Raw genomic sequence first — 20,835 nt, forward strand, 5'->3', positions numbered from 1 at the left:
AGGACGGGACAGGTGCACGCTGCGGGCTGCACCACGTGGACACCGGCGGCCGTGCCAGAATGGGGCCGTGGTGAACAAATCGAAGAAACCCTATGTCGACAACGGCTGGCCGAAGGTCGGCGACGGTGACCATGCGGTCACCGAGCTCTCTTCGGCCCGCTCCGGTGGTCTCTCGCCCTACGGCGAGGACACCGAGTTTCCGGTCCCTGCCGAGCAGCTGCCCTACATGCACCCGAACACGGTGATCAACCGCTGAGCGCGCCGGAACGTTCGCGACAACGGAGAAGGGCCCCGCATCCTCGTTGATGCGGGGCCCTTCTGCACAAGCGTGGCGGTCAGGAAGGGAGCAGGCCCTTGTTCGCCTCGTAGAAGTTCACGATCGCGGGGTCGAGGGTGACTCCGCTCGACTTGGCGGCGTTGAGGAAGTCGAGGGCTTCCTTGGGCACCTGCACGCCCTGGGCCTGGACCACCTCGAGAGCGCGGTCGACGGCGGTGAAGAGCTGCTGGGTGCTGTCCTGCGGCGTGGACTGAGCCTGCGGCGCGGACTGAGCGGCCTGCGGCGCTGGGGTCCAATTCGGGGTCTCGGTGGTGGCGGGCGCGGTGCGCGGCGTCGGCGCGCTGCTCAGGCCGAGCTTGGACGAGCAGGAGGGCCAAGCGCCCCAGCCCTGCGAGGCGAGGACTTTTTCGGCGACCGCGATCTGCTGTTCGCGGCTGGCCTGGTTGGCGGAGGCGGCGTACTCCTGGCCGCCGTGGGCGCGCCAGGTGCTCGGCGAGAACTGCAGCCCGCCCTGGAAACCGTTGCCGGTGTTGATACCCCAGTTGCCGCCGGCCTCGCACTGAGCGAGTCGATCCCAGTCGGAGTCGGGTGCCGCGCTGGCGTTGCCTGCGAATGCCACACCGGCGGTGCCGATGATGGCTCCGGTGACGGCAACCTTGGCTACCGTGCGGCCGGTCGAGCTTGGCTTGCGATGGCGTCCACTCATATCGGGTTCGTCTTCCTCTCGGCGCACCTGCGACGTCTTCGGTTCGGGTTCGGACTGAGAGGTCGTCCGTTCCGCCCTCGCCCCTTACGTTTGCGTCGGGGTCCGGTACCCGCGGGGCAAGGTTCGGTGCGGCGGGCCGGTGGTTGCCGGGTGTCCCGGCTGGGTAAGACGGTACGACGAACCGCGGGAAAAATCACTATTTGGTAACCGGCGTGTACGGACCGGTCTCGACCCGATCTCGAGCACCGTAAAGCGCCTTGCTGCAGCTAGAGGAACCGCCGTCGCGGCGGTGATGCGCCGTAATCGGCCCGTGATCCTCTCGTAATGTGACGAGGATCACACCCCTGCGTGGGTAACGATCGCGCCGGGTGACCGGTGTGGCGCGCCGGAGGCGCAACCTCCGGTTCAGCGTGACCTCCGGCCGGAACGCAGCGCGAACACGAGGGCGAGGAGGAACCCGAGCGGCGCGAGCAGGGCGCCGAAATACAGCCACAGCCCCGGCTCGCCGTCGGTCAGTATCGGGGTCGCGAAGATGGCGACGATCGCCAGCAATCCCAGCGCGAACAGGCAGAGCGCGAGCCGCAGCAACCAATCGCCACGGCGCCGCGGCGCGCCCCTGGAAGGAGTCGGAGTGGAAGAGTTCGTCACGGCTCGACGGTAAAACTGATGTGCTTGCGTTATTGCTGCCGGGGTAGACTCGATAGCAATCGCGTCCCGCAATCGTGCTGGGCGCGTTCTTTTCGCACAGGAAAAGGGCCGGTCGCGGGACCGGACCGGCAGACGGATGTGCTCGGGCCGTAGGGGTCCGAGTTTTCGATGATGAACGGGTGAGCGCAGTGCCGACCGGCAGGGTGAAGTGGTACGACGTCGAAAAGGGCTTCGGCTTCCTTTCCCAGGACGAGGGTGAGGACGTCTACGTCCGCTCGTCCGCGCTGCCCCAGGGCGTCGAGGGCCTCAAGCCAGGGCAGCGCGTCGAGTTCGGCATGGCCGCGGGGCGTCGCGGCCCCCAGGCACTGAGTCTCAAGCTGCTGGAGGCGCCGCCGTCGGTCCGGCAGGGCCAGGAACGCAACGCGCGCAAGGAACCTCCTGCCCGCAGGCACACCCCCGACGAGTTGCACGGCATGGTCGAAGACATGATCACCCTGCTCGAGGCGAAGGTGCAGCCCGACCTGCGCAAGGGCAAGTACCCGGATCGCAAGACCGCGCAGCGCATCTCGGAGGTCGTCCGAGCCGTGGCGCGCGAACTGGACCACTAGGTTCGCGTCCGGGCAACCGCCGCTTGCGACTTCGTCGCGGACGCAGCGGCCACTCGGACGCGAGCCGGGTAATTCCGGGTCTCGCTTCGCTCGAAATTCGGAGCGGTGCCGTGTGCTCGAGTGTGCGGCTACCGCGTCGCTGGTGTGGATCTATTGATCAAAGACTCCGCAGTTCCTGGGCGACAAGCGAATCGACGAGGTCGTTCATCTCCTCGACCAGTGCCGCCGCACCGCCGCGGTGGGCGAGGTTGTGCATTTCGAGGGGATCTTGCCGGCGGTCGTAGAGTTCGTAGTCGAATTCGCTACGTGGCCCGGCTATCTGTTGGGGTGTCGAGTAGCGGGCGAAGCTGTAGCGGGGTGTGATCGCGCCGCGCAGGCAGTATTTGACTCCGAGTACCTGGCCACCACTGGATTTGGCGTCGGAGGTGACGAGAACGGCGTCGCGGACGATGCCATTGGGGTTGGCCAGCAGCGGGGTGAGGTCTCTGCCGACGACCGGGCCGCTGTCGGAGGCGTTGGCACCGGCCAAGGCGGCGAGGGTAGGCACCAGGTCGACGTGCGAAGTCAGTGCGGTGGTGGTGCTTCCGTGCGTCGCGGGGTTTCTGGGGTCGGAGATGACCAGAGGCACGCGGTTGTTCTCGCGGTAGATCATCGCTCCCTTCTGCCGTAGTCCGTGCGCGCCACCGAGTTCGCCATGATCGGCGACCCGGACCACGACGGTGTTGTCCGCGCCGCCGCTGCCGTGCAACGTGTCGAGGACCGTGCCGAGCAATTGGTCCGTGCGGCGCAACAACTCCAGATACCAATTGCCCCATTGCCGCCACTGCCTGCGTCCCAGGGGGGAGTCGACTTCGTTGGGCATGAGGCCGCCGACGACCTCGTTCATGGCGCGCCAGACCGTCTGCACTTGCGGCTTGGTCGACAGGTCGGATTCGAAGTTCGGCGGTATATCGGCGCCGTAGTCGGGGACGTCCTCGAGCCGGTAGAAACGCGGGCAATACATCATGTCGTGCGGGTTGACCATGCTGACCACGCACAGCCACGGTTCCGGGTCGTTGCCGTGTCGCCGTAGCCAATCTACGGCGTTCTGGACTACGCCGGGGTCCTCGTGTGTGCCCTCGTTCGGGCCGCCACCGGACAGGATGTCGTAGGCCTCGTCGAATCCGTAGGCCGACAGCGCGGTGCTGTCGGCACCGACGGGTTCGGACAGATGCCATTTCCCGATGTAGGCGGTGCGATAGCCGGATTTCTTCAGCACCGTCCCGAGAGTGGGGATCGTGGTGTCGAGGTTGGGGCTCCACGCTTGCATCGGTCCGAGTGCCGCACCCATCAGGTCATTGCCGCGGACGTTGTCGGTCATGCCGTTGACCGGAGCCTGCAATCCGGTGAAGAACGCTGATCGTGCCGGCGAGCACGGGGCAGTCGGCGAGTGGTGCATGGCGAACCGCACGCCGGTGGCGTCCAGTCCGGCGCGGACGGGCAGCGTGAAACCCGGGGGCAGAACGATATCCGCACGCTCCTGGTCGGTCATCAGTACCAGAATGTTCGGTCGCGATGCCGGGGCCGCGGCGGCCTGGGCGCCGAGTGTGCTGCGTAGGACGGGCACGGCGGCGGATGCGGCGGCCATCATCGCGAGAACCTGACGCCGGTTCGGTGTCGACGGATGAGCGGACGTGAGGGGCTGATCGGGGATCGATAGGGACACGGGGGTGGTCCTTTCGGAGGCGGTGGAACGTCCACGTCCACTGTAACTGACGAATTGACGAAATCATTCAAATGAACTTTTCTCTACGGGAGTGAGCGCCGCGATACTGTGCAGTGGTGTCATCACCCGAGACGACGTCCACCACGGCACGCGGAGAGCAGACGCGGAGGTCGATTCTCGACGTCGCCACACGCCGGTTCGCCGATCAAGGTTTCCGCAACACATCGGTCGCGGCGGTGGCACGGGAACTGGGTTTGGCGCCGTCGGCGGTGTATTTCCACTTCGCGGACAAGGAGGCGCTCTTCGTCGCCGCGTTCGATCGGGATGTCGCTCAACTGTTCGACGAGGCGCTGACCCAGCAGGGTCCGATGGACGCCGCTTACTGGCAGGAGACCGTCAGGCGGTTCGTGACGCGACTCGCCGCCTACCCGCTGGTGCATCGCGTACTCGCAGGGCGAGAGCCGGGACTGCTCGCTCGACTGGTCGGCGGTCCCGTACCGCCACGGATTCGGCAAGCGCTCGAAACCTCGCTGCGCGCCGGTCAGCAGGCGGGGGACATCGCCGAAGATCTCGATCCCGTTGATACCGCGATGGCGCTGGAAGCCATCTTCACGGCGGTCATCATCACGGTGGTGCAAGTCGGCGGCAGCGGCACCTCGGAGCGCATCGACGCGGTCGGCCGCTTGGTCCGGACTGCGATCACAGCGAAACGTTCGAGCTGACCGGCAAGTCCGGCAGCGCGGTAAGGGTCCGACCCGAAAAGGGTTGCCGACGAGACCGCGGCGGGCAGAATTCCGCCTACGCCGTGCTGATCGACCAAGTGGCGTGCGGCAGGTAGAACTCCTTGCCCGTTTCGTCGCGGGCGAGGATCGGGAGTTGGAATTCGACGCCGATGAGGCGCAGGTCGGGCTCGGGTTTCGACTCGATGGTGAGCGCGAGGGCGCGGTCGGGGTAGTCGTTGCGGCTGATCACCCGGTCGACCTTCTCGCCGGACGGCAGGATGTAGACCAGCTGGGCCAGCCAGGGAGCGTCGGCGACCTGCTTCGGCAGCGATAGCTGAAGGGGATAGCCCGCGGGTACCTCCAGTTCGACAGTGCGGCCGCGGTGGCAGTCCGGCGTGTCGGGAGCGCAGGTCAGCGTAGCGAAAAGCGTGCCTTCCACGGTGTCCGCGGGCAGAATGCTGCAATTCTGCATGGTCACCGCGCAGTAGCTGAACGGCCGTACGGTGACCGTTTCGCCGTGCGCGTATGCGGTGAGGGTGACATCCGGTTCGTCGGCGTTGCGGATCAGCACCGCCAGCACGCCGACGAAGGCGACGGTGAGCACGAGCAGGGCGGCCGCGACCAGCGCGACGATCGTGCGTGCGTTGAGCTTGCTCACCAGATCGGGTCTCCTTGCCCTCGTTGGATGCGTGTGGTGTCGCTGCCGCGCCGCGGCGCGTGGCCGTGCGCACGGGGTGTGCTCGCCGGGTGCCCGTGCGGCCGGGACGCCGGAACCTCTTGCTCCGCGTGCTGCGGACGGTTGCCGCCGAGGCCGGGCAGCAGCGAGTGTCCTCGGAAGCTCACGAAAGTCTGCACCAAGCCGATCACGAGAATCGCGGTGATCACCGCGAAGCCCTTCCAGTAATCGGTCGGCAGCAGTACGCCCGCCGCCCCGCCGACAACCCAGCTGAGCTGCAGAACGGTCTCCGACCGCCCGAAGCCGGAAGCGATCGACTCGGGTGGCAGGTCGTCCTGGATCGCGGCGTCCAGCGACACCTTGGCCAGCGCGCTCGTCGCGGCCGCGACCAGGGCGGCGACCGCCGCACCGAGCAGATTGTTCGCGAACGTCGCGAACAGCGCGACGAACGCGCACGCCGCGGTGCAGCCGAGCACGATCAGCGACGGCTTGCCGAGCTTGAGCCGGGCGCCGGTGGCGTTGCCGGCGAAATTGCCGATCGCCGCGGCCGCGCCGACCACGCCGAGCATGGCGGCCTGCTGCACCGGGCGGTGCTCGGTCGCCTTGGCGACGAACGCGACGTAGAAGGTGAGAAACCCGGTCAGCACGCGGATGGCGCCGTTGCCCCACAGCCCGGTCACCACCGCGCGGCCGAGCGGTTGCCTGCGCTTGCGCGGTGGCACCGCCGACTCTTTGCCGGACGAGAGCACCTCGGTGTGCGCGTCGGCGCCGTGATAGCTCAGCGTCGCGGGCACCTCACCTTCGGTGACCTCGACCCAGGACGGGATGCGCAGGCTCAGATACGTGCCGGCGCAGGCGATCAGCACGGCGAAGACCAATGCGCCGTTGGAGCCCGCGATGGCGGCGGCGAGCCCGGCCAGCGATCCGGCGCCGATGGTGCCGCCGACCAAACCGAACACCGTGAGCCGGGAGTTGGTGCGGACCAGATCGATGTCGGGCGGCAGCACGCGTGGCGTCACCGCGCTCTTGAGCACGGAGAACGATTTGCTGCCGATCATCATGCACAGGGCGAGCGGATACAGCCCCCACGTGTCGAACTCGACGATCAGGACCACCGCGAACACCGCTCGTAGCGCGAACGAGGTGGCCAGCGCCAGTCGGCGGCCGCGCTGCAGGCGGTCGAGCATCGGACCGATCAGCGGTGCGATCACGGCGAACGGCGCGATGGTGATCAGCAGGTACAGCGCGACGTTCGTCTTGCTCTCCGCTGTGGCGCTGGCGAAGAACAAGGTGTTGGCCAGTGCCACCGCGATGGCCGCGTCGAGGGCGAAGTTCGCCATGGTCGCGTAGGTGAGTGCCGTGAGTCCGGACTTGTCCGCGCCGTCGGCCTTGGCCGCGCGCTGGAAGGTCGCGATGCCCTTTTCGGTGAGTTCCCTGCCGCGCATGGCGGCCACGCGGGTGACGGTGAGCTTGCGGGGGACACGTTGCTCGCCCTGTTGAGTCGTGGCTTCGTCGGGTTCGATCTGCTCGTGGACGAGGGTCTCGGGATAGTCGGGTTCGGCGCGGCTCGGCGGCTCGGCGTGACGGGGTGGTTGCGCGCGACGCGGGAAAACGCGACGAGGCGTGCGATCGGAGGACTCCGGCCGCTCGGTGTCGTTTCCGCGCGGCAAGCGGTTGGTCGGCGGATATTCGGGGGTGCGCGGCGTTTCGTCGCGTCGGCCCGGCGCCGGTGATCCCGGCTGGTCGTGGCGCGGGCCGCGCCGTGCTTCCGGTTCCAGCGGTGGCAGTGGCCTGCGGCGACGCGGCGCGTTGGGCGGCGGGTAGCGGTCGAAGCCCGGGTGCCGGTCGAAGGGCGGGGACTCCTCGCGTTCCCACCGATCACGGTCGGGACCGGAGGGCTCGCGGGGAGTAGTCACACCTCCAATTCTGGCGTACTCCCGCGCTGGGCGTTCACTCGCGCTCCGTGGCGGCGTGTGCGGTCCCGTCCTCGAACCGGCGTGAAGCGGACTTCGAACATGGTCGGCCAGTTCTTGCCCGTGATCAGGAACCGGTCGGTACCGGGCAGTTGGGCGATACCGTTGAGCACGTCAGCGCCGGCCCGCGCGGTCGCGGGGAGCAAACCGGTGGCATCGATGGCCGCCAAGACCTGGCCGGACTCCGGGTCGATGCGCAGGATGGTGTCGGTGGGCCAGTCGTTGGCGTAGACCGACCCGTCCGCCGCGCATTCGAGCTCGTTGAGGCGGGCATTGTTCCAGCTGGTCAGAGTGACCGTTCCGGTCGCGGCGAAGGTGACCGGATCACGGAAGGTGAGCCGGTCGGTGCCGTCGCTCATCACCAGCCGCCCATCCCCGGAGCACAGGCCCCAGCCCTCGCCGTCGTAGCGTGCTCTGCCGCGTTCGGCGAGCGTGGCCGGGTCCCTGGCGATGGCCACGCCGTCGCGCCAGGTGAGCTGCCACAGGGTGGCACCGGCGAGGGTGATGCCCTCCCCGAAGTAAGGCGCGGGCAATTCCGCCTTGGCCAGCTCCTCGCCGGTGGTCAGCCGCGACGCGCGCACGCTCGACGCTCCGGCCAGGCCGGTGCCTTCGTAGAGGATGTCGCCGTCGACCTCCAGTCCCTGGGTGAACGCCTGCCGATCGTGCGGTCTGGTGCCGACTACCTCGATGTTCATCCTGGCTGCCGGGTTCTCGGCGGCGCTGCATCCCCCCACGACGAGCAGACCGACCAGCACACCGATGGCCAACCGACGCCGACTGCGATTCATACGGCAAAATGTAGGCCGTGAGCGCAGTTTCTGTTTCGGAGTCCGGCATGCGGCCGATTCTGGCTGATGCCGTCGACCTGGCCCGCCGTGCGCTCCTGGAGTTGGAACCGGTGGCGGTCGGGGCGTACCTGGGGGTGATCGCCGAGGACGAGAGTTCGGCGACGCACCGGTTCGAAGCCACGCTGCCCGGCTATCGCGGCTGGCAATGGGCCGTCGTGGTGGCCGCCCCGCCCGGGGCCGATTACGCGACGGTCAGCGAGTCGGCACTGTTGCCCGGGCCGGATGCCTTGGTCGCGCCCGAGTTCGTGCCGTGGGAGCAGCGGGTTCGGCCCGGTGACCTCGCGCCCGGGGATCTGCTCGCACCTCCTGTCGGCGATCCGCGCCTGGTGCCCGGTTATGTCGCGACCGGCGATCCGGTCGTCGACGAAGTCGCCTACGAGGTCGGCCTCGGCCGCACCAAGGTGATGAGCAAGGAAGGCCGCGAGGAGGCCGCCGGGCGCTGGTACGCCGAGTACGGCCCCGACTCCGAGATGGCCAAGGCCGCACCGGCCACCTGCGGAACCTGCGGCTTCTATCTGCCGCTGGCCGGGTCGCTGCGCGCCGCGTTCGGCGTGTGCGGCAACGCCATGGGCGCTGACGGGCGCGTGGTCCATACCGGCTACGGCTGCGGCGCCCATTCCGACACGGAGGTGCCCAGCGGCAGCGGCTCCCCGCTGTACGAGGCGTACGACGATGCGGCGATCGAGATGATCTCGCTCGAGCCGGAGCGCGCCGAGTCCGCGTCACGCGTCTCCGAGCAGGATTCCACCGAGCCCGCGGAAGCCGGGGGCGAGCATCCGGTCGAGGTTGTGGGTGATGGATCCGTCGCTGCCGCCGAGCAGGCGGAGGATGCCTCCAGAGCGGCTGTGGCCGAGAGCGTCGGCGTTGTCGGAGGTGACGCCGCGACCGAGCGCGATACCGTCGCCGAGCCCGCGGCTGCCGACGTATCCGAACTGGACGTCCTCGCGGATGCGGTGGCCGGCGAGAGCGAAGATGACGGAGGCGATTCCGCTGCCGTGCTCGGCGAAGCGAGTGCCGCGCCCGAGGAACACGGTGCGGAACCAGAAGCCGAGGCCGCGGCTGCCGACGTATTGCAACTGGACGTTCTCGCTGACGCGGTGACCGGCGCGGAAGATGGCGGAAGCGATTCCGCTGAAGCGGTTGCCGAATCGAGTGCAGCGCCCGAGAACGGTTCGGAATCCACGGCCGTCGACGGTCCCATTAGTGCGGCGGACCACACTGCCGTGCCTGGTGAGCCGGCTGGCGACGAGTCGGGCGTGGTGACGATCGACACCGGCAGTGTGGGGGAGACCGCCGACGAGGAGCCCGGCACGACCGTCTCGTCCCATCCCGCTGCCGGTGGCGAAAGCGGCCCAGCGTCATTCGCTGGCAACTCAGCTGGCACGGAGAGCGCCACCGCCCCGGCAGGGGAGGCAGTCGAATCCTCCGCGGATCCGTCGCAGACTTCGGTCGAGCCCGCCGCAACCGCGCCGGAATGGCCTGCAATCGAGTCGGACTCGGTGCAGCCCAGCACGACCTCGCCGAACGACGTCGTATCGAGCGCAGTCGAATCGGATTCTCCCCGTGCCGATCCGGCTGAATCGGCCGCGGCCGGGACGGAGGCCGTCCAGTCCGTCGTCGAGGCTCGGTCGGAGCCCGCTTCCGGATCGGAATCGGGTGCCACCGAGACCCCGATCGGCGAGCCGACCGGAATCGAAGAGTCCGGTGCGCAGGCTGATTCGGGCATCGATGAGGCCGGTGGGTCCGAGGCGCGGCCGGAGTTCCCGTCATCGCCGCGGAGCTGACCGGGGCCGCCGATCCGTTCGGCACTTGGACGCTGCGCACGGCAGTGCTCGCCGCATGGCGCGATTCGCCGACGCGGTTGCGTGAGGACGCCGCCACCGAGAACGACCTGGTGCGCGCGGGCTACCGCGACCGGCTGCTCACCGAGTTGGCGCAGAACGCGGCCGACGCCGCGGGTAAGGCGGGTATCGCCGGTCGCCTTGTCGTCCGGCTCGACGGCCGGGATCTGCACGTCGGCAACACCGGTGCGCCGCTGGACGTTTCCGGCGTGCACGCGCTGACCGCCCTGCGCGCGTCCGGAAAGGCCGAGACCGGCACGGTGGGCCGGTTCGGCGTGGGATTCACCGCGGTGCTCGCGGTGAGCGACGACCTCGAGGTGCGTTCGACCTCGGGATCGCTGCGGTTTTCCCGCGCGCGGACCAAGGACGCCCTGCACCGGAACGAGATCCGGGTCCCCTCCGTCGAAAAGGGCGAATTCGCCCCTCCGGTGCTGCGGTTGGCTTGGCCTGTCCAGGCGCGACCCGCCGATGGTGTGGACACCGAGATCGTGCTGCGCCTGCGCGAGGACGTGGACGCCGACGCACTGTTGGCGGCGATGCGCGCGGAAGCAGTCGACCTGCTGCTGGAACTGCCCGCCTTGCAGTGCATCCGCATCGGCACGGACGAATTCGTCAGCAGCGCCGAGGACATGGGCGACGGCATGCACGAGGTGTACGTCGACGGCCCTGGCAGCGAACAACGGACCTGGTGGCAGTACCGCACGCCGCGCGCCCGCTGGCTGCTGCCGGTGCGCGACGGCAAGCCGGTGGCCGCGGCCGCGGACGTGCTCCGGGCGCCGACCAGGTCCGATGAGGAACTGTCGCTGCCCGCACTGCTCATCGCCGATATCGCGATGCAACCGGATCGCCGGAGAACGTTGCCCGGCGCCCGTCTGGGCGAATTGGCGGAAGGCTATGCGGATTTCGCCCGCGCTCTGCCGCCGCGCGACCGCCTCGTGCTGGTCCCCGCGCCCGGTTTCGCGCGGAGCGAGGCCGACGGTCTGATCCGCGAAGCTCTGATCCGCGAATTGCAGAACCGCCCGTGGCTTCCCGTCTTGGCCGGCCATCACGAAGTGTTCGACGGCGGGCTTCCCGCCACCGCCGACGAAACCCTTTGGGATGGCGGTGCGCCGACCGCCGCCGAGCCGCGCGACGTGTCCGCCGGCGGACCCGCTCCGTCCCTTGACGTCGCGGTCCCTACCCGCGCATCCGCTTTCACCGGTCTGACCGCCGAATTGGCCGCGCTGCTCGCGGATGTGGTCGGTCCGTTGGTGATCCCTGAGCTCTCCGGGCGGGCACAGGCCGAGGCCATGGGCGTGCTGGACGTGCACCGGATCGGATTGGCCCGGCTCGCGGAGCTGTCGAGCGGGCTGGAGCGGCCTCCGGAGTGGTGGCGGTCGTTCTACGCGGCGTTGGAGCCCTTCGTGGTCGATCCACTCGCGGCGGAAGAACTCGGCGCGCTGGCGGTGCCGCTGGCCGACGGCAGGCTCGTCACCGGTCCGCGCACAGTGGTGCTGGACGACCACCTCGAAATCGCGATCCCGGTGCACTGGGCCAGGCTCGTGCATCCGGACGCAGCGCATCCGCTGCTGGCGCGGCTCGGTGCGCGGTCGGCCACCGCCGAGGAACTATTGAGCGATCCGGCGCTACGCGCCGAGCTGGAGGACCACCCCGGCGATCCCGACACCGCCGACGCGGTCCTGCGTCTCGCCGCGCACGCCGACCCGGCCGCGTTGCCGTCCTGGCTCGGGCTGCTCGAATTGCCCGGCACCGAGGGCGAAGCGCTGCCCGCCGACGAGCTGCTGTTGCCCGGTGCGCCGTTGCGTGACCTGCTGGTGCCGGACGCGCCGTTCGGGACGGTCGACCCCGAGCTGGTGGATCGTTACGGCGCGGACGCGCTGCGCGCCATCGGCGTGGGCTGGGATTTCAGCGTGATCGTCGAGGCCGATCCGACCGGACCGGACCACGATCTGGCCGACGAGGAACGCTGGTGGTCGACGCTGCCGGACGATCCGCCGGAGCTGGCCGCGGTCCGCGACCTCGACCTGGTGGACGACACCGCGTGGGCGGAGGCGTTGCGGCAGTTGGCGGCAACGCCGCGGACACGCCGCCTGCTGGCCGACGCCGAGGGTTACACCGCGTGGTGGCTGCGCGAATACGCACGGATCGACGGCACCCCGCTGGGGCTGTTAGGTCATCCCGGCGACACTGAATTCGCCGGACTACTCCCCGTTTTCGCCGTGCCGGATGTCGACCCCGGCACCTTGCGTGCCGTCCTGGCAAACCCGGACGCGATCACCGGCGAGCTGGCTTCCGCGCTACTGGAAGCGCTCGCCGATCCGTCCAAAACTACTGTCCCGGAGATTGTTTCGCGCACGCACGCCCGGTTGTCCGCTGCCGTCGCCGCGAACGTGCTCGATCTCACCGACCTCGAGCCGCCCGATCGCGTGCGCGCGCTATCCGGCGCCGTGGTCGATCCGGGCGACGCGTTCGTCCTCGATCAGCCGTGGTTCGGCCTGGCCGTGCCGCCGGACCGCCTGGTGGTCGGTGCCGCCGAAACCGCTTCGGCCCTGGCGGCTCTGCTCGATCTGCCGCTGGTCTCGGAGGCGGTCACCGCGGAGGTCGTCGACGCGGGGCGCCGGACCACCTGGGCGGCGGAGCCGCTGGGCGTCGTGCTGCGCCAGCTGTTCACCTTGCCCGTGCAGGACGGCGAGCTGGTACTGCACGAAGATCTACTGGTGCGATTGAGCGGCGCGATCGAGTCCACGGTCGCGGTGCCCTGGTGGTGTGCCGGCTCGACCGTCCACGTCCGCGCGCCGCGTCCGCGGAGCTGAACCGCGGTCTACTGCTCGGCGTAGCCCGTGATCATCTCGCTCAGCAGATCCAGCTGCCCGCGTACGCTTTCGCTGTCGTTGTCCACCAGCCAGCGCAGCACGACACCGTCGATGACGTTGAGCATGAACCGGCTCAGCGTCCGCACCGGGACCGACCACCGGGTGGCCGTCGCGTCGCGTGCGTGCTCCAGGATGTCGGCGACGGTGGAGTCGTTGAAGTTGTACTGCTCGCGCGCGATCGCGAGTTTCGCCGGGGTCTGCTCGCCTTCACGCAGCGCGTAAGTGGTCGTTTCGTAAGTGAGCAGCTGTCGTTCCGGAGTGGCTTCTATGTTCAACCACATCAGTTCCAGTCCGGCGCGGACCAATTTTTGAAGGGCTTCTTTTCCACTTTCGACGTCTTGCCAAACCGCTTCGTTCGCATCGACGGAATCGCGCAATTCCATCGACAACGCTTTGACCAGCTCGGTCATCAGCGCGTCCTTGTTTTCGAAACAGTAATGCACCACACCGAGCGAGACACCGGCCGCCTGGGCGACATCGCGCGTGGTCACGCCTGCGACGCCCTTTTTTTCGGCAAGGCCGATCGCGGCCTCGATAAGGTGGGCCCGTCGTTCTTCGACGCTCAATCGGGAGGACACCCAAGGGAGTTAAGCGCGCACCGCGCGCGCAGTCAATTCGCGGACCGAAAAAATTGGACTGGACGAGTGACCAGTTGTGTGGTTCGCTGCATCGGACGGAAGGGAGACGGGCATGCCGGTGTCGCGCAGAACTGTTCTGGCCGGAACGGCGATCGGTTCGGCTGCGGTCGCCGCCGCCACGGTGCCGGGGATCAGTGACGCACTGGGCGTTCCGGCGGGCGCCGCGCCCGATTCCGGCGGGTATGAGATCGGCGTCGGGCTCTCCGACATCACCGGACCGGCCGCCGAATGCGGCATGATGGGCTACTCCCAGCTCGAGCAGCAGACCGCTGGCATTCACCTGCGTCCGCGGGCGAGGGCGTTCATCATCGGCAGTGCCGGGCGACGGATCGTCTTCGTGGTCGCCGAGAACGGCATGATCTTCCAGTCCGTGCACCGGGGCGTGCTGACCGAATTGGCCCGGCGCTTCGGTGATCTGTATACCGAGCAGAACGTCCTGCTCACCTCGACGCATTCGCACGCGACCTGCGGCGGCTCCAGCAACGACTACGCCTATAACCTGTCCATCCTCGGCTTTCAGCAGCAGGTGTACGACGCCGAGGTGAACGGGATCGTCGAGGCGATCGCCGCCGCGCACGCCGACCTCGGCCCCGGTTCGCTCGCGCTCGGCCGCGGCGAGCTGCACAACGCGAGCGTGAACCGCTCCCGGGTGGCCTGGGAACTCAACCCGCCCGAGGACAAGCAACACTTCCCCGATGCCATCGATCCCGCGGTGACCGCCCTTGCCCTGCGCAAGGGCGGCGCTACGGTCGCGACGATCACCTGGTTCGCCACCCACAACACCTCGATGACCAACGCGAACCGTCTGATCAGCTCGGACAACAAGGGTTACGCCTCGTTCTCCGCCGAGCACATCGAGCACGGCGTGCGCCACCTGGACGGCAAGCCGTCGTTCGTCGCCGCCTTCGCGCAGACGAACGCGGGTGACATGTCCCCGAATCTGAATCTGCGGCCGGGTTCGGGACCCACCGAGGACGAGTTCGAGAACACCCGGATACTCGGCGAGCGGCAGTACCTGGCCTCGAAAGAGGCCCTGGCTCGGGCACGCTCGCTCGCGGGACCGGTCGACGCGATGCTCTGCTACATCGACCTGGCCGACATCGCCGTGGATGGTCTTTTCACGCCCGACGGCCGACCGCATCGCACCGCACCGGCCGCCGCGGGCGTTTCACTCATCGCGGGCAGCGTCGAGGACGGCCCAGGACTGCCCGGCGGACCCGTGCCGGAGGGCGTGCGCAACCCGTTCCTCGAGTCGCTCGGAGATCCGTCCCAGCCCGCACCGGCCTGGTTGGCCGATGCGCAGGCTCCCAAGGCGATCGCCGCGCCGCTCGGGCTGCTGCCTCCGGTCGCGTGGGTGCCGAATGTATTGCCGATTCAGCTCGTTCGCATCGGTGAACTCTATTTGGCCGCCGCGGGAGGCGAATTCACGATTACGTCGGGGCTGCGGATCCGTCGTGCCGTCGCGCAGGTGCTGAATGTTCCGCTGGAGCAGGTGCTGATGCAGGGCTACGCGAACGCCTATCACGAATACGTCACGACGCCGGAGGAATACGACTCGCAGCAGTACGAGGGCGCCTCGACACTGTTCGGTCGCTACACGCTGTGCGCCTATCAGCAGGAATTCACCCGTCTGGCTGCGGGATTCGCGGCCCGCCGGCAGGTGCCGCGTGGCCCGGCGCCGCGCGACGTTTCGCAGCTGCAGCCGAATTTCCAACCAGGCGCCGGACCGGATGTCGCCGCGCCCGGCCGTGGTTTCGGCGAGGTGCTCGTGCAGCCCGAACCGTCCTATGGACTCGGCGGCCGAGTAGTGGCCGAATTCGTCTCGGCCCACCCCAAACACGACAACCGCCGCAACGGCACGTTCATGGAGGTGCAGCGCAGGAATGCCGCCGGCGAGTGGGTACGGGTGGCCAACGAGGGCGAGTGGGCGGTGAAGTTCTTCTGGAGCAAGCACGGCACGGCGACGTCGGTGGCCCGATTCACCTGGGACATCCCCCGCGACGCCGAACCGGGTGGCTACCGTTTCCAGCACTACGCGACGCGTCTCGGTCCCGACGGCGCGCTGCACCCGTTCACCGGGATCACCGCCGAATTCCAGGTGGCCGGGCGGTAACCCGGCCGGCTACAGACCGGTCTGCGCACCCTTGTCGCCGCGTCGCGCCCCGCGGCGCTGGACCAGGTAGATCACCAGGGCGATCACGCCGACCACCAGTCCCATCAGACAGACCGGGCGGGCCTCCTCCCACCGGTCGCCGCCCACCCACACCACCACGGTGGCGAGCAACCACAGCGCGCTGCCGACCGCGAGCACGGGGCGCGGATCGGTCAGCCGCGGTGGAAGTTGCGGGACATTCTGCGTCACATACCCCAGCCTAATGGGCGCGGCCGGTCTGTGGTCGCGCACCGGGCGGAGCCGAAAGCTGGGGCAGCCGCGGCCGGGACGCCGCCGGATGGCGTCCGCCGGAAGCCGCCGGGCGCGGCGACGTGGCCTCTAGCGGCGAGAACCGGCCTCGCCGTGCGGCGGTCGGCGTATCGTTTGCCACTGTGACAACGCCATCGGATCTTCGAGCCCTCGCTGGTGAGCTCTCGCTGGCGGTCGTTCGGCTGACGCGGCACCTGCGCGGACGTCGTGCCGACTCGCAGATCTCGCTGACTCAGCTCTCGGCGCTCGCGACGCTCGCGCGGGAGGGCGCGATGACGCCGGGTGCCCTGGCGGCGAAGGAACGCGTCCAGCCGCCGTCGATGACCCGCGTGATCGCCTCGCTCACCGATCTCGACTTGGTGGAGCGCAATCCGCATCCGACCGATGGCCGCCAGATCATCGTCTCGTTGTCTTCAGCGGGGCGTGCGCTCATCGCCGACGAAGCCAGCGCCCGCGAGGCGTGGATGACCGAACAGCTGGCGACGCTCAGCGAGGACCAGCTCGTCGTGCTCAGCCGCGCCGTCGCGATCATGAAGCAGATCGTCACGGAGTCGGAATAGTGTCACGGCCGCAACGAGATTCGTCCTCGCCGTCGCCGCGACACCGGGTCAGTGTGCAGAGCGGATGAGCCGGACGCTGGTTTTGCCGCCCCACCACAGCAGCCGGGCCGCGCTCGCCAGGTAGAGGCCGAACGCCGGATAGACCAGCACGCCGTAGTCGTCGGACCAGGCCGGCAGGTGGGTGAGTCGCGTGCCCGCGGCGACGAGCAGCAGCAGCCCGAGCACCGCCGCGATCGGCGCGAGGGGCGCGGTGTCCTGATCGGCCGGTGGCGCTGGGCGGTCGGTCATGGTGGAGCCCTCCTGGTGAGGTCGGCTCGGCGCCGAAGCGAGGCGCGGGGACACTGGCGATTCAGTTACCTTCTAGCTAACTTTCGCATCTCAGGGTCGTTTCGTTAACAATCTGTGATGTAGATCACTATCACGACATCGAGCTGGACCGGTCGAGTGGACCGGCGGAACCGGCCGCCCCGCCGATGCCTACCGAGCCGTGAACGGCTGGTCGCTTTCCACGATCTCGCGGCCCAGTGGGAACAGCGAGATCGGTATCAGTTTGAGGTTGGCCCAGCCGAACGGGATGCCGATGATCGACAGGAACAGCGGAATGCTCGTCAGGAGATGCCCGAGCGCCAGCCACCATCCGGCAACGATGAACCAGATGATGTTGCCGATCAGCGAGCCCGCGCCCGCGCCGGGCTTCTCCACCGTGGTGCGGCCGAATGGCCACAGCACGTAGACCGCGATCCGGAAGGACGCGATGCCGAAGGGGATCGTGATGATCAGGATGAAGCAGATGATCCCCGCCGCGATGTAGCCGAGCGCCAGCCAGAAGCCGGCGAAGATGAGCCACAGGATGTTGAGAATCAACTGAATCGGCTTCATGGAACCAGCATGCCAGCCCCGCGCCGATTCGGACATCGTCGTCTTTCCCGGCGGCGGGATGCGGGCCGTGTCAGAAGAACCAGCCGAGTACCGCGTCCCGCTCGGAGCGAAAGGCGTCATCGAACGCACGCAGGTGGGCGGGATCCTTGGCTCGCAACCGGTTCGCCGCGGCGAACAGCCGGGCGGGATACGCGCCGAAGTACATGCTGCCGAGGACGTCGATGCCGAGTTCGATGCCGGCGGCACGGTCCGTGGGTTCGCAGACCGCCTGTCCGTCCCGCACCCGCAGCACGAAGGTGCCACCCGCGTTACGGAAGGGGTCGGTCACCTCCAGCACCACATCCAGGTCGCCCGCGTACGCGCGCGCAGCCAGCGCGGCGGGAATATCCATGAGGCGCAGCCACAGGCCGTCGTAGCGGGCCTTCGTGCGCACCAGTCGCGGGTCGGTGAGCAGATAGGGCAGCGGATCGTGGTCGGTGAGCACGGCGTCGACCTGCTGGACCAGGTCCAGTCCGAGCAGGGCCCGCCACAGCGCCGCGTGCGCCTCCGCGGTGACCGCCCGCAATTCGACGACCTCGACCGTTCTGGCCCGATCTTCGGAGTGAAAACGATAGAGCGCATAGCCGTCGGCGTGCAGCAGCGCGAAAAGGTCGCTGCCGCCGTCGCGAAAGCGTTGCGGGTCGTCGAAGAGAATGTCCCAGCTGGCGGTCGGACGCACCTGCGCGCCCGGCACCAACCTGCGCCAGCGGTCGTAGATGGTCTCCGCCGCCGTGCGCATGTCGCGCGGAGCGCGCAGCGTGACCCCGCCGGGGTTCGGCGCCGACGGCAGGAATTCGGCGAATCGGCGCTCGATGGTCACCGCGTTCTCCCGTGTCGCCGGGCCGTAGCCGAAACGGCCGTAGATGCCGCCCTCGCTGGCGGTGAACATGGTCAGCGGCAGACCCGCCGCTTCGATGCGCCGGTGCTGTTCGGTGTACATGGCGCGGAGGATGCCGCGGCGCCGATGCGTCGGCGCCACACCGACACCGGCGATGCCGCACGCCTGCACGGTCCGTTCCCCGGGCACGGTCACCGTCAGGGTGGTGGACTGGACGTGCCCGACGACCTGCCCGTCCGCCACCGCGACGATCGAGTTCCGCTGCGGAAACAGCAGCGGTACCCGGTCCAGCTCCGCCGGGTCGTAGCGGGTGCCGAAGGAGGTCTCCACCAGCGTCGTGATCGCGGGCGCGTCGTCCTCGACAGCGGAGCGAATCGTGATTCCCGGAAGGGTCATGCCTCGACCATCCCACGTTCCCGCATGCGACCGCATCGGATTTTCCGTGGCGCCGGCGACTGCTGAGCGAACGCCGATTCGGTCCCGGTGGGAGCCGCCCGGCAGGATGGAGCCGTGGCCGAAGTGATCGATATCGACGACCCCGCCGACCCCAGGGTCGACGACTTCCGCGATCTCAAGTCGGCCGACCGGAGGCCCGATCTGCCCGGGCGCAAAGGACTCGTGATCGCCGAGGGCGTCGTGGTTGTCCAGCGGATGCTCGATTCCCGATTCACCCCGCTCGCGTTGCTCGGTGTGGAGCGCAGGCGCGCTGAACTGGCCGACGACCTCGTCGCGGTGGATGTTCCGTATTACCGCGCCGCGGCGGAGGTGATGGCCGAGGTGGTCGGCTTCCATCTCAATCGCGGCGTGCTCGCCGTCGCCCGGCGTCCGGCGGAACTCGATGTGGCCGAGGTGATCGAGAAGGCGCGGACCGTCGCGGTGCTCGAAGGTGTCAACGACCACGAGAATCTCGGCTCGATGTTCCGCAACGCGGCCGGACTCGGAGCCGATGCGATCCTGTTCGGCGAGCGCTGCGCCGATCCGCTCTACCGCCGCGCCGTGCGGGTCTCGATGGGCCATGTGCTGCGGGTGCCCTTCGCTTCCGTACCCGATTGGCCGGGTGGACTGCATATACTGCGGCGCAAGGGATTCCAGATCGTCGCGCTCACCCCGAATCCGGCGGCGGTGAATCTGGCGACGGCTATGACGGGGGAGCGGGTGGCGTTGTTGCTCGGGGCCGAGGGCCCGGGACTGACCGAGGAGGCCATGCGGGCCACCGACATCCGGGCGCGGATCCCGATGACGCCCGGCACCGACTCGCTCAATGTCGCGACCGCGGCGGCGATGGCCTTCTACGAGCGGGTGAGGACCGCGTGACCGGTCCGTATCGTCCGTACCCGTCCTACCAGGACCCGACGCCGTGGGGCGCCGGGCTCACCGTGACGGTCATGGTCGCGCTGCTGTCGGCGGTCGCGGTGTACTCCTTCGGCGCCGCGCTGGCCGAGGTGCATCCACTGCTCGCGGTGGCGGTGAATCTGGTCGCGGCGGGCGGCGCCGCGCCTACCGCGTGGCGGTGGCGCTTCGCCCCGGTGACCCGGTGGGTGATCGGTGGCGTTGCGGTGGGTGTGCTGCTCGGATGGACGATCCTGCTGATCGGCGCGCTCGCTGCCTGATGGGCACAGCGGGCCCCGGCCGGCCTGCTAGAGGACCCGGTCGCGGCCGCGCAGCCAGGCGAACAAGCCCCGCTTGCGCTGGGCCGCATGCGCTTCCCCGTCGGCCGGGACCTCTCTGGCGGGCTCGGGCGCGTGGCCCTTGGGATAGAGCGTGAATCCGCAGATGGGGATATCACCCGGCACGAGCGCTCCGGCCGCCGCGGGTGCGCGGTAGTGGAAGCCGAGCCATTCGTTGTTGGCGGCGTCGGCGAAGCCGAGCGGATCGAACGGCAGCGTCTGCGGGTCGGGTAACTCGCCCGCGCGCCACCGGACCGGATGCTCGCCCGCCCAGTACGGCCGCTCCCACACCAGCGGAAGTCCCTCGTCCTCCAGGATGTTCACCCGGGTCGAACTGAACGACCTGCGGAGTTCGCCGCGCTCCCAATGCGCGAACGCCCCCCAGCCGTGCTTCGCGTCGAAGGACACGAGGTAGGTGTGTTCGGAGGCCAGCGGGCGCACCAGCAGCTCCGGGATCTCGGTCGGACGGACGCGCGCGGCCTGCGCCGAACACAGCACGGTCACGCCGGGATAGCAACCGATGTACACCTGGCCGGCTTCCGGGCCCGCACAACCGGCCAGCGTACCGACCATGATCGGCCGGACGTCGCAGTCGTCGTGCAGTTGCTTCGCCAGTGCGAGGGCGGCTTCCCGGTCCGGGTCGTGGTTCGCGCGCAAGACAGCCAACGGGTCGGGTGCGTCGACATACCACAGCGACGAAGCCCTCGACAGCACGTCCGGCACCTCCCGACAGTTGCACGAATCAACTCCGCGAACTTCGAGCAACGCACGGTGGTGCCGATCGGCGCACCACTACGGTGACCCGCTCGGCCCGACGCACGTCGTCGACCACCTCAAAAACTTACTCGCTCTCCTCTGCCTGTCCGGGTCTTTGGGCCGTACTGGTCAGCAGGTGCGGGATTTGCGTTCAGGGTC

Annotated in this window: 21 protein-coding genes; 9 read left to right on the plus strand and 12 right to left on the minus strand. The window is 68.7% G+C overall.

The window, feature by feature from the left end:
* Positions 1-67: 67 nt before the first annotated feature.
* Positions 68-256 (plus strand): hypothetical protein, encoded by a 189-nt coding sequence (locus IU459_RS13390; protein ID WP_067472218.1) that lies wholly within the window; start codon positions 68-70, stop codon positions 254-256.
* Positions 257-335: 79 nt separating this feature from the next.
* Here the strand turns inward: IU459_RS13390 and IU459_RS13395 are convergent, their stop codons facing one another.
* Positions 336-983, minus strand: a complete 648-nt coding sequence (locus IU459_RS13395; protein ID WP_195129835.1) for a resuscitation-promoting factor Rpf1 domain-containing protein — start codon at positions 981-983, stop codon at positions 336-338.
* A 405-nt stretch (positions 984-1,388) separates the two neighbouring features.
* Positions 1,389-1,631 carry a hypothetical protein gene (locus IU459_RS13400; RefSeq protein WP_195129836.1) on the minus strand — a complete coding sequence of 81 codons (243 nt, stop codon included), beginning with the start codon at positions 1,629-1,631 and terminating at the stop codon, positions 1,389-1,391.
* Positions 1,632-1,819: 188 nt separating this feature from the next.
* On the opposite strand from IU459_RS13400, the gene IU459_RS13405 reads away from it, so the two are divergent.
* Positions 1,820-2,239, plus strand: coding sequence for a cold-shock protein (locus IU459_RS13405; protein WP_195129928.1), 420 nt, complete (start codon positions 1,820-1,822; stop codon positions 2,237-2,239).
* 157 nt (positions 2,240-2,396) lie between these two features.
* On the opposite strand, the gene IU459_RS13410 is transcribed toward IU459_RS13405, so the two are convergent.
* A complete protein-coding gene (locus IU459_RS13410) occupies positions 2,397-3,944 on the minus strand; it encodes a sulfatase-like hydrolase/transferase (protein ID WP_195129837.1) in 1,548 nt (515 codons plus the stop codon).
* Between the two features lie 116 nt (positions 3,945-4,060).
* Here IU459_RS13410 and IU459_RS13415 point away from each other — a divergent pair, with 116 nt between their 5' ends.
* Positions 4,061-4,666: a TetR family transcriptional regulator gene (locus IU459_RS13415; protein ID WP_195129838.1), complete on the plus strand. Its 606-nt coding sequence runs from the start codon at positions 4,061-4,063 to the stop codon at positions 4,664-4,666.
* 76 nt (positions 4,667-4,742) lie between these two features.
* Here the strand turns inward: IU459_RS13415 and IU459_RS13420 are convergent, their stop codons facing one another.
* Genes IU459_RS13420 through IU459_RS13430 form a run of 3 tightly spaced genes read right to left on the minus strand, consistent with a single transcriptional unit; the run spans position 4,743 to position 8,103 of the window.
* Positions 4,743-5,324, minus strand: a complete 582-nt coding sequence (locus IU459_RS13420; RefSeq protein WP_195129839.1) for a DUF2771 domain-containing protein — start codon at positions 5,322-5,324, stop codon at positions 4,743-4,745.
* A complete protein-coding gene (locus IU459_RS13425; protein ID WP_195129840.1) occupies positions 5,321-7,258 on the minus strand; it encodes an MFS transporter in 1,938 nt (645 codons plus the stop codon). Before IU459_RS13425 ends, IU459_RS13420 begins: the two co-directional genes overlap by 4 nt.
* Positions 7,255-8,103, minus strand: a complete 849-nt coding sequence (locus IU459_RS13430; protein ID WP_195129841.1) for a glutaminyl-peptide cyclotransferase — start codon at positions 8,101-8,103, stop codon at positions 7,255-7,257. The genes IU459_RS13425 and IU459_RS13430 overlap by 4 nt, the downstream gene beginning before the upstream one ends.
* 17 nt (positions 8,104-8,120) lie before the next feature.
* On the opposite strand from IU459_RS13430, the gene IU459_RS40490 reads away from it, so the two are divergent.
* Together IU459_RS40490 and IU459_RS13440 are read left to right on the plus strand one after the other, a co-directional pair.
* On the plus strand, positions 8,121-9,947 hold the full coding sequence (locus IU459_RS40490; protein ID WP_440446490.1) for a DUF3027 domain-containing protein: 1,827 nt from the start codon (positions 8,121-8,123) through the stop codon (positions 9,945-9,947).
* A 44-nt stretch (positions 9,948-9,991) separates the two neighbouring features.
* Entirely contained in the window at positions 9,992-12,817 is a 2,826-nt protein-coding gene (locus tag IU459_RS13440; protein WP_195129842.1) for a sacsin N-terminal ATP-binding-like domain-containing protein, read from the plus strand.
* Positions 12,818-12,825: 8 nt separating this feature from the next.
* Here the strand turns inward: IU459_RS13440 and IU459_RS13445 are convergent, their stop codons facing one another.
* Positions 12,826-13,455: a TetR/AcrR family transcriptional regulator gene (locus tag IU459_RS13445; protein WP_324198853.1), complete on the minus strand. Its 630-nt coding sequence runs from the start codon at positions 13,453-13,455 to the stop codon at positions 12,826-12,828.
* 112 nt (positions 13,456-13,567) lie between these two features.
* On the opposite strand from IU459_RS13445, the gene IU459_RS13450 reads away from it, so the two are divergent.
* A complete protein-coding gene (locus IU459_RS13450) occupies positions 13,568-15,628 on the plus strand; it encodes a neutral/alkaline ceramidase (protein ID WP_195129843.1) in 2,061 nt (686 codons plus the stop codon).
* A 9-nt stretch (positions 15,629-15,637) separates the two neighbouring features.
* Here the strand turns inward: IU459_RS13450 and IU459_RS13455 are convergent, their stop codons facing one another.
* Positions 15,638-15,877 carry a DUF2530 domain-containing protein gene (locus tag IU459_RS13455; protein ID WP_195129844.1) on the minus strand — a complete coding sequence of 80 codons (240 nt, stop codon included), beginning with the start codon at positions 15,875-15,877 and terminating at the stop codon, positions 15,638-15,640.
* Positions 15,878-16,059: 182 nt separating this feature from the next.
* On the opposite strand from IU459_RS13455, the gene IU459_RS13460 reads away from it, so the two are divergent.
* The gene (locus tag IU459_RS13460; RefSeq protein WP_195129845.1) at positions 16,060-16,497 is read left to right on the plus strand and encodes a MarR family winged helix-turn-helix transcriptional regulator; all 438 of its coding nucleotides are present in this window, start codon (positions 16,060-16,062) and stop codon (positions 16,495-16,497) included.
* 48 nt (positions 16,498-16,545) lie between these two features.
* Here IU459_RS13460 and IU459_RS13465 read toward each other — a convergent pair whose 3' ends face one another.
* From IU459_RS13465 to IU459_RS13475, 3 genes are all read right to left on the minus strand, one after another.
* Positions 16,546-16,785, minus strand: a complete 240-nt coding sequence (locus IU459_RS13465) for a hypothetical protein (RefSeq protein ID WP_195129846.1) — start codon at positions 16,783-16,785, stop codon at positions 16,546-16,548.
* 189 nt (positions 16,786-16,974) lie between these two features.
* Complete coding sequence (locus tag IU459_RS13470) at positions 16,975-17,376, minus strand: YccF domain-containing protein (RefSeq protein ID WP_195129847.1); 402 nt, start codon at positions 17,374-17,376, stop codon at positions 16,975-16,977.
* A gap of 70 nt (positions 17,377-17,446) precedes the next feature.
* Positions 17,447-18,649 carry a GNAT family N-acetyltransferase gene (locus tag IU459_RS13475; RefSeq protein WP_195129848.1) on the minus strand — a complete coding sequence of 401 codons (1,203 nt, stop codon included), beginning with the start codon at positions 18,647-18,649 and terminating at the stop codon, positions 17,447-17,449.
* Positions 18,650-18,763: 114 nt separating this feature from the next.
* On the opposite strand from IU459_RS13475, the gene IU459_RS13480 reads away from it, so the two are divergent.
* Positions 18,764-19,567, plus strand: a complete 804-nt coding sequence (locus tag IU459_RS13480; protein ID WP_195129849.1) for a TrmH family RNA methyltransferase — start codon at positions 18,764-18,766, stop codon at positions 19,565-19,567.
* Complete coding sequence (locus IU459_RS13485; protein WP_324198854.1) at positions 19,564-19,863, plus strand: DUF2537 domain-containing protein; 300 nt, start codon at positions 19,564-19,566, stop codon at positions 19,861-19,863. The genes IU459_RS13480 and IU459_RS13485 overlap by 4 nt, the downstream gene beginning before the upstream one ends.
* Positions 19,864-19,890: 27 nt before the next feature.
* Here the strand turns inward: IU459_RS13485 and IU459_RS13490 are convergent, their stop codons facing one another.
* The gene (locus IU459_RS13490; RefSeq protein ID WP_195129850.1) at positions 19,891-20,634 is read right to left on the minus strand and encodes a DUF6928 family protein; all 744 of its coding nucleotides are present in this window, start codon (positions 20,632-20,634) and stop codon (positions 19,891-19,893) included.
* Between the last annotated feature and the right edge of the window lie 201 nt (positions 20,635-20,835).

This window comes from Nocardia amamiensis, assembly GCF_015477605.1.
Classification (GTDB): domain Bacteria; phylum Actinomycetota; class Actinomycetes; order Mycobacteriales; family Mycobacteriaceae; genus Nocardia; species Nocardia amamiensis_A.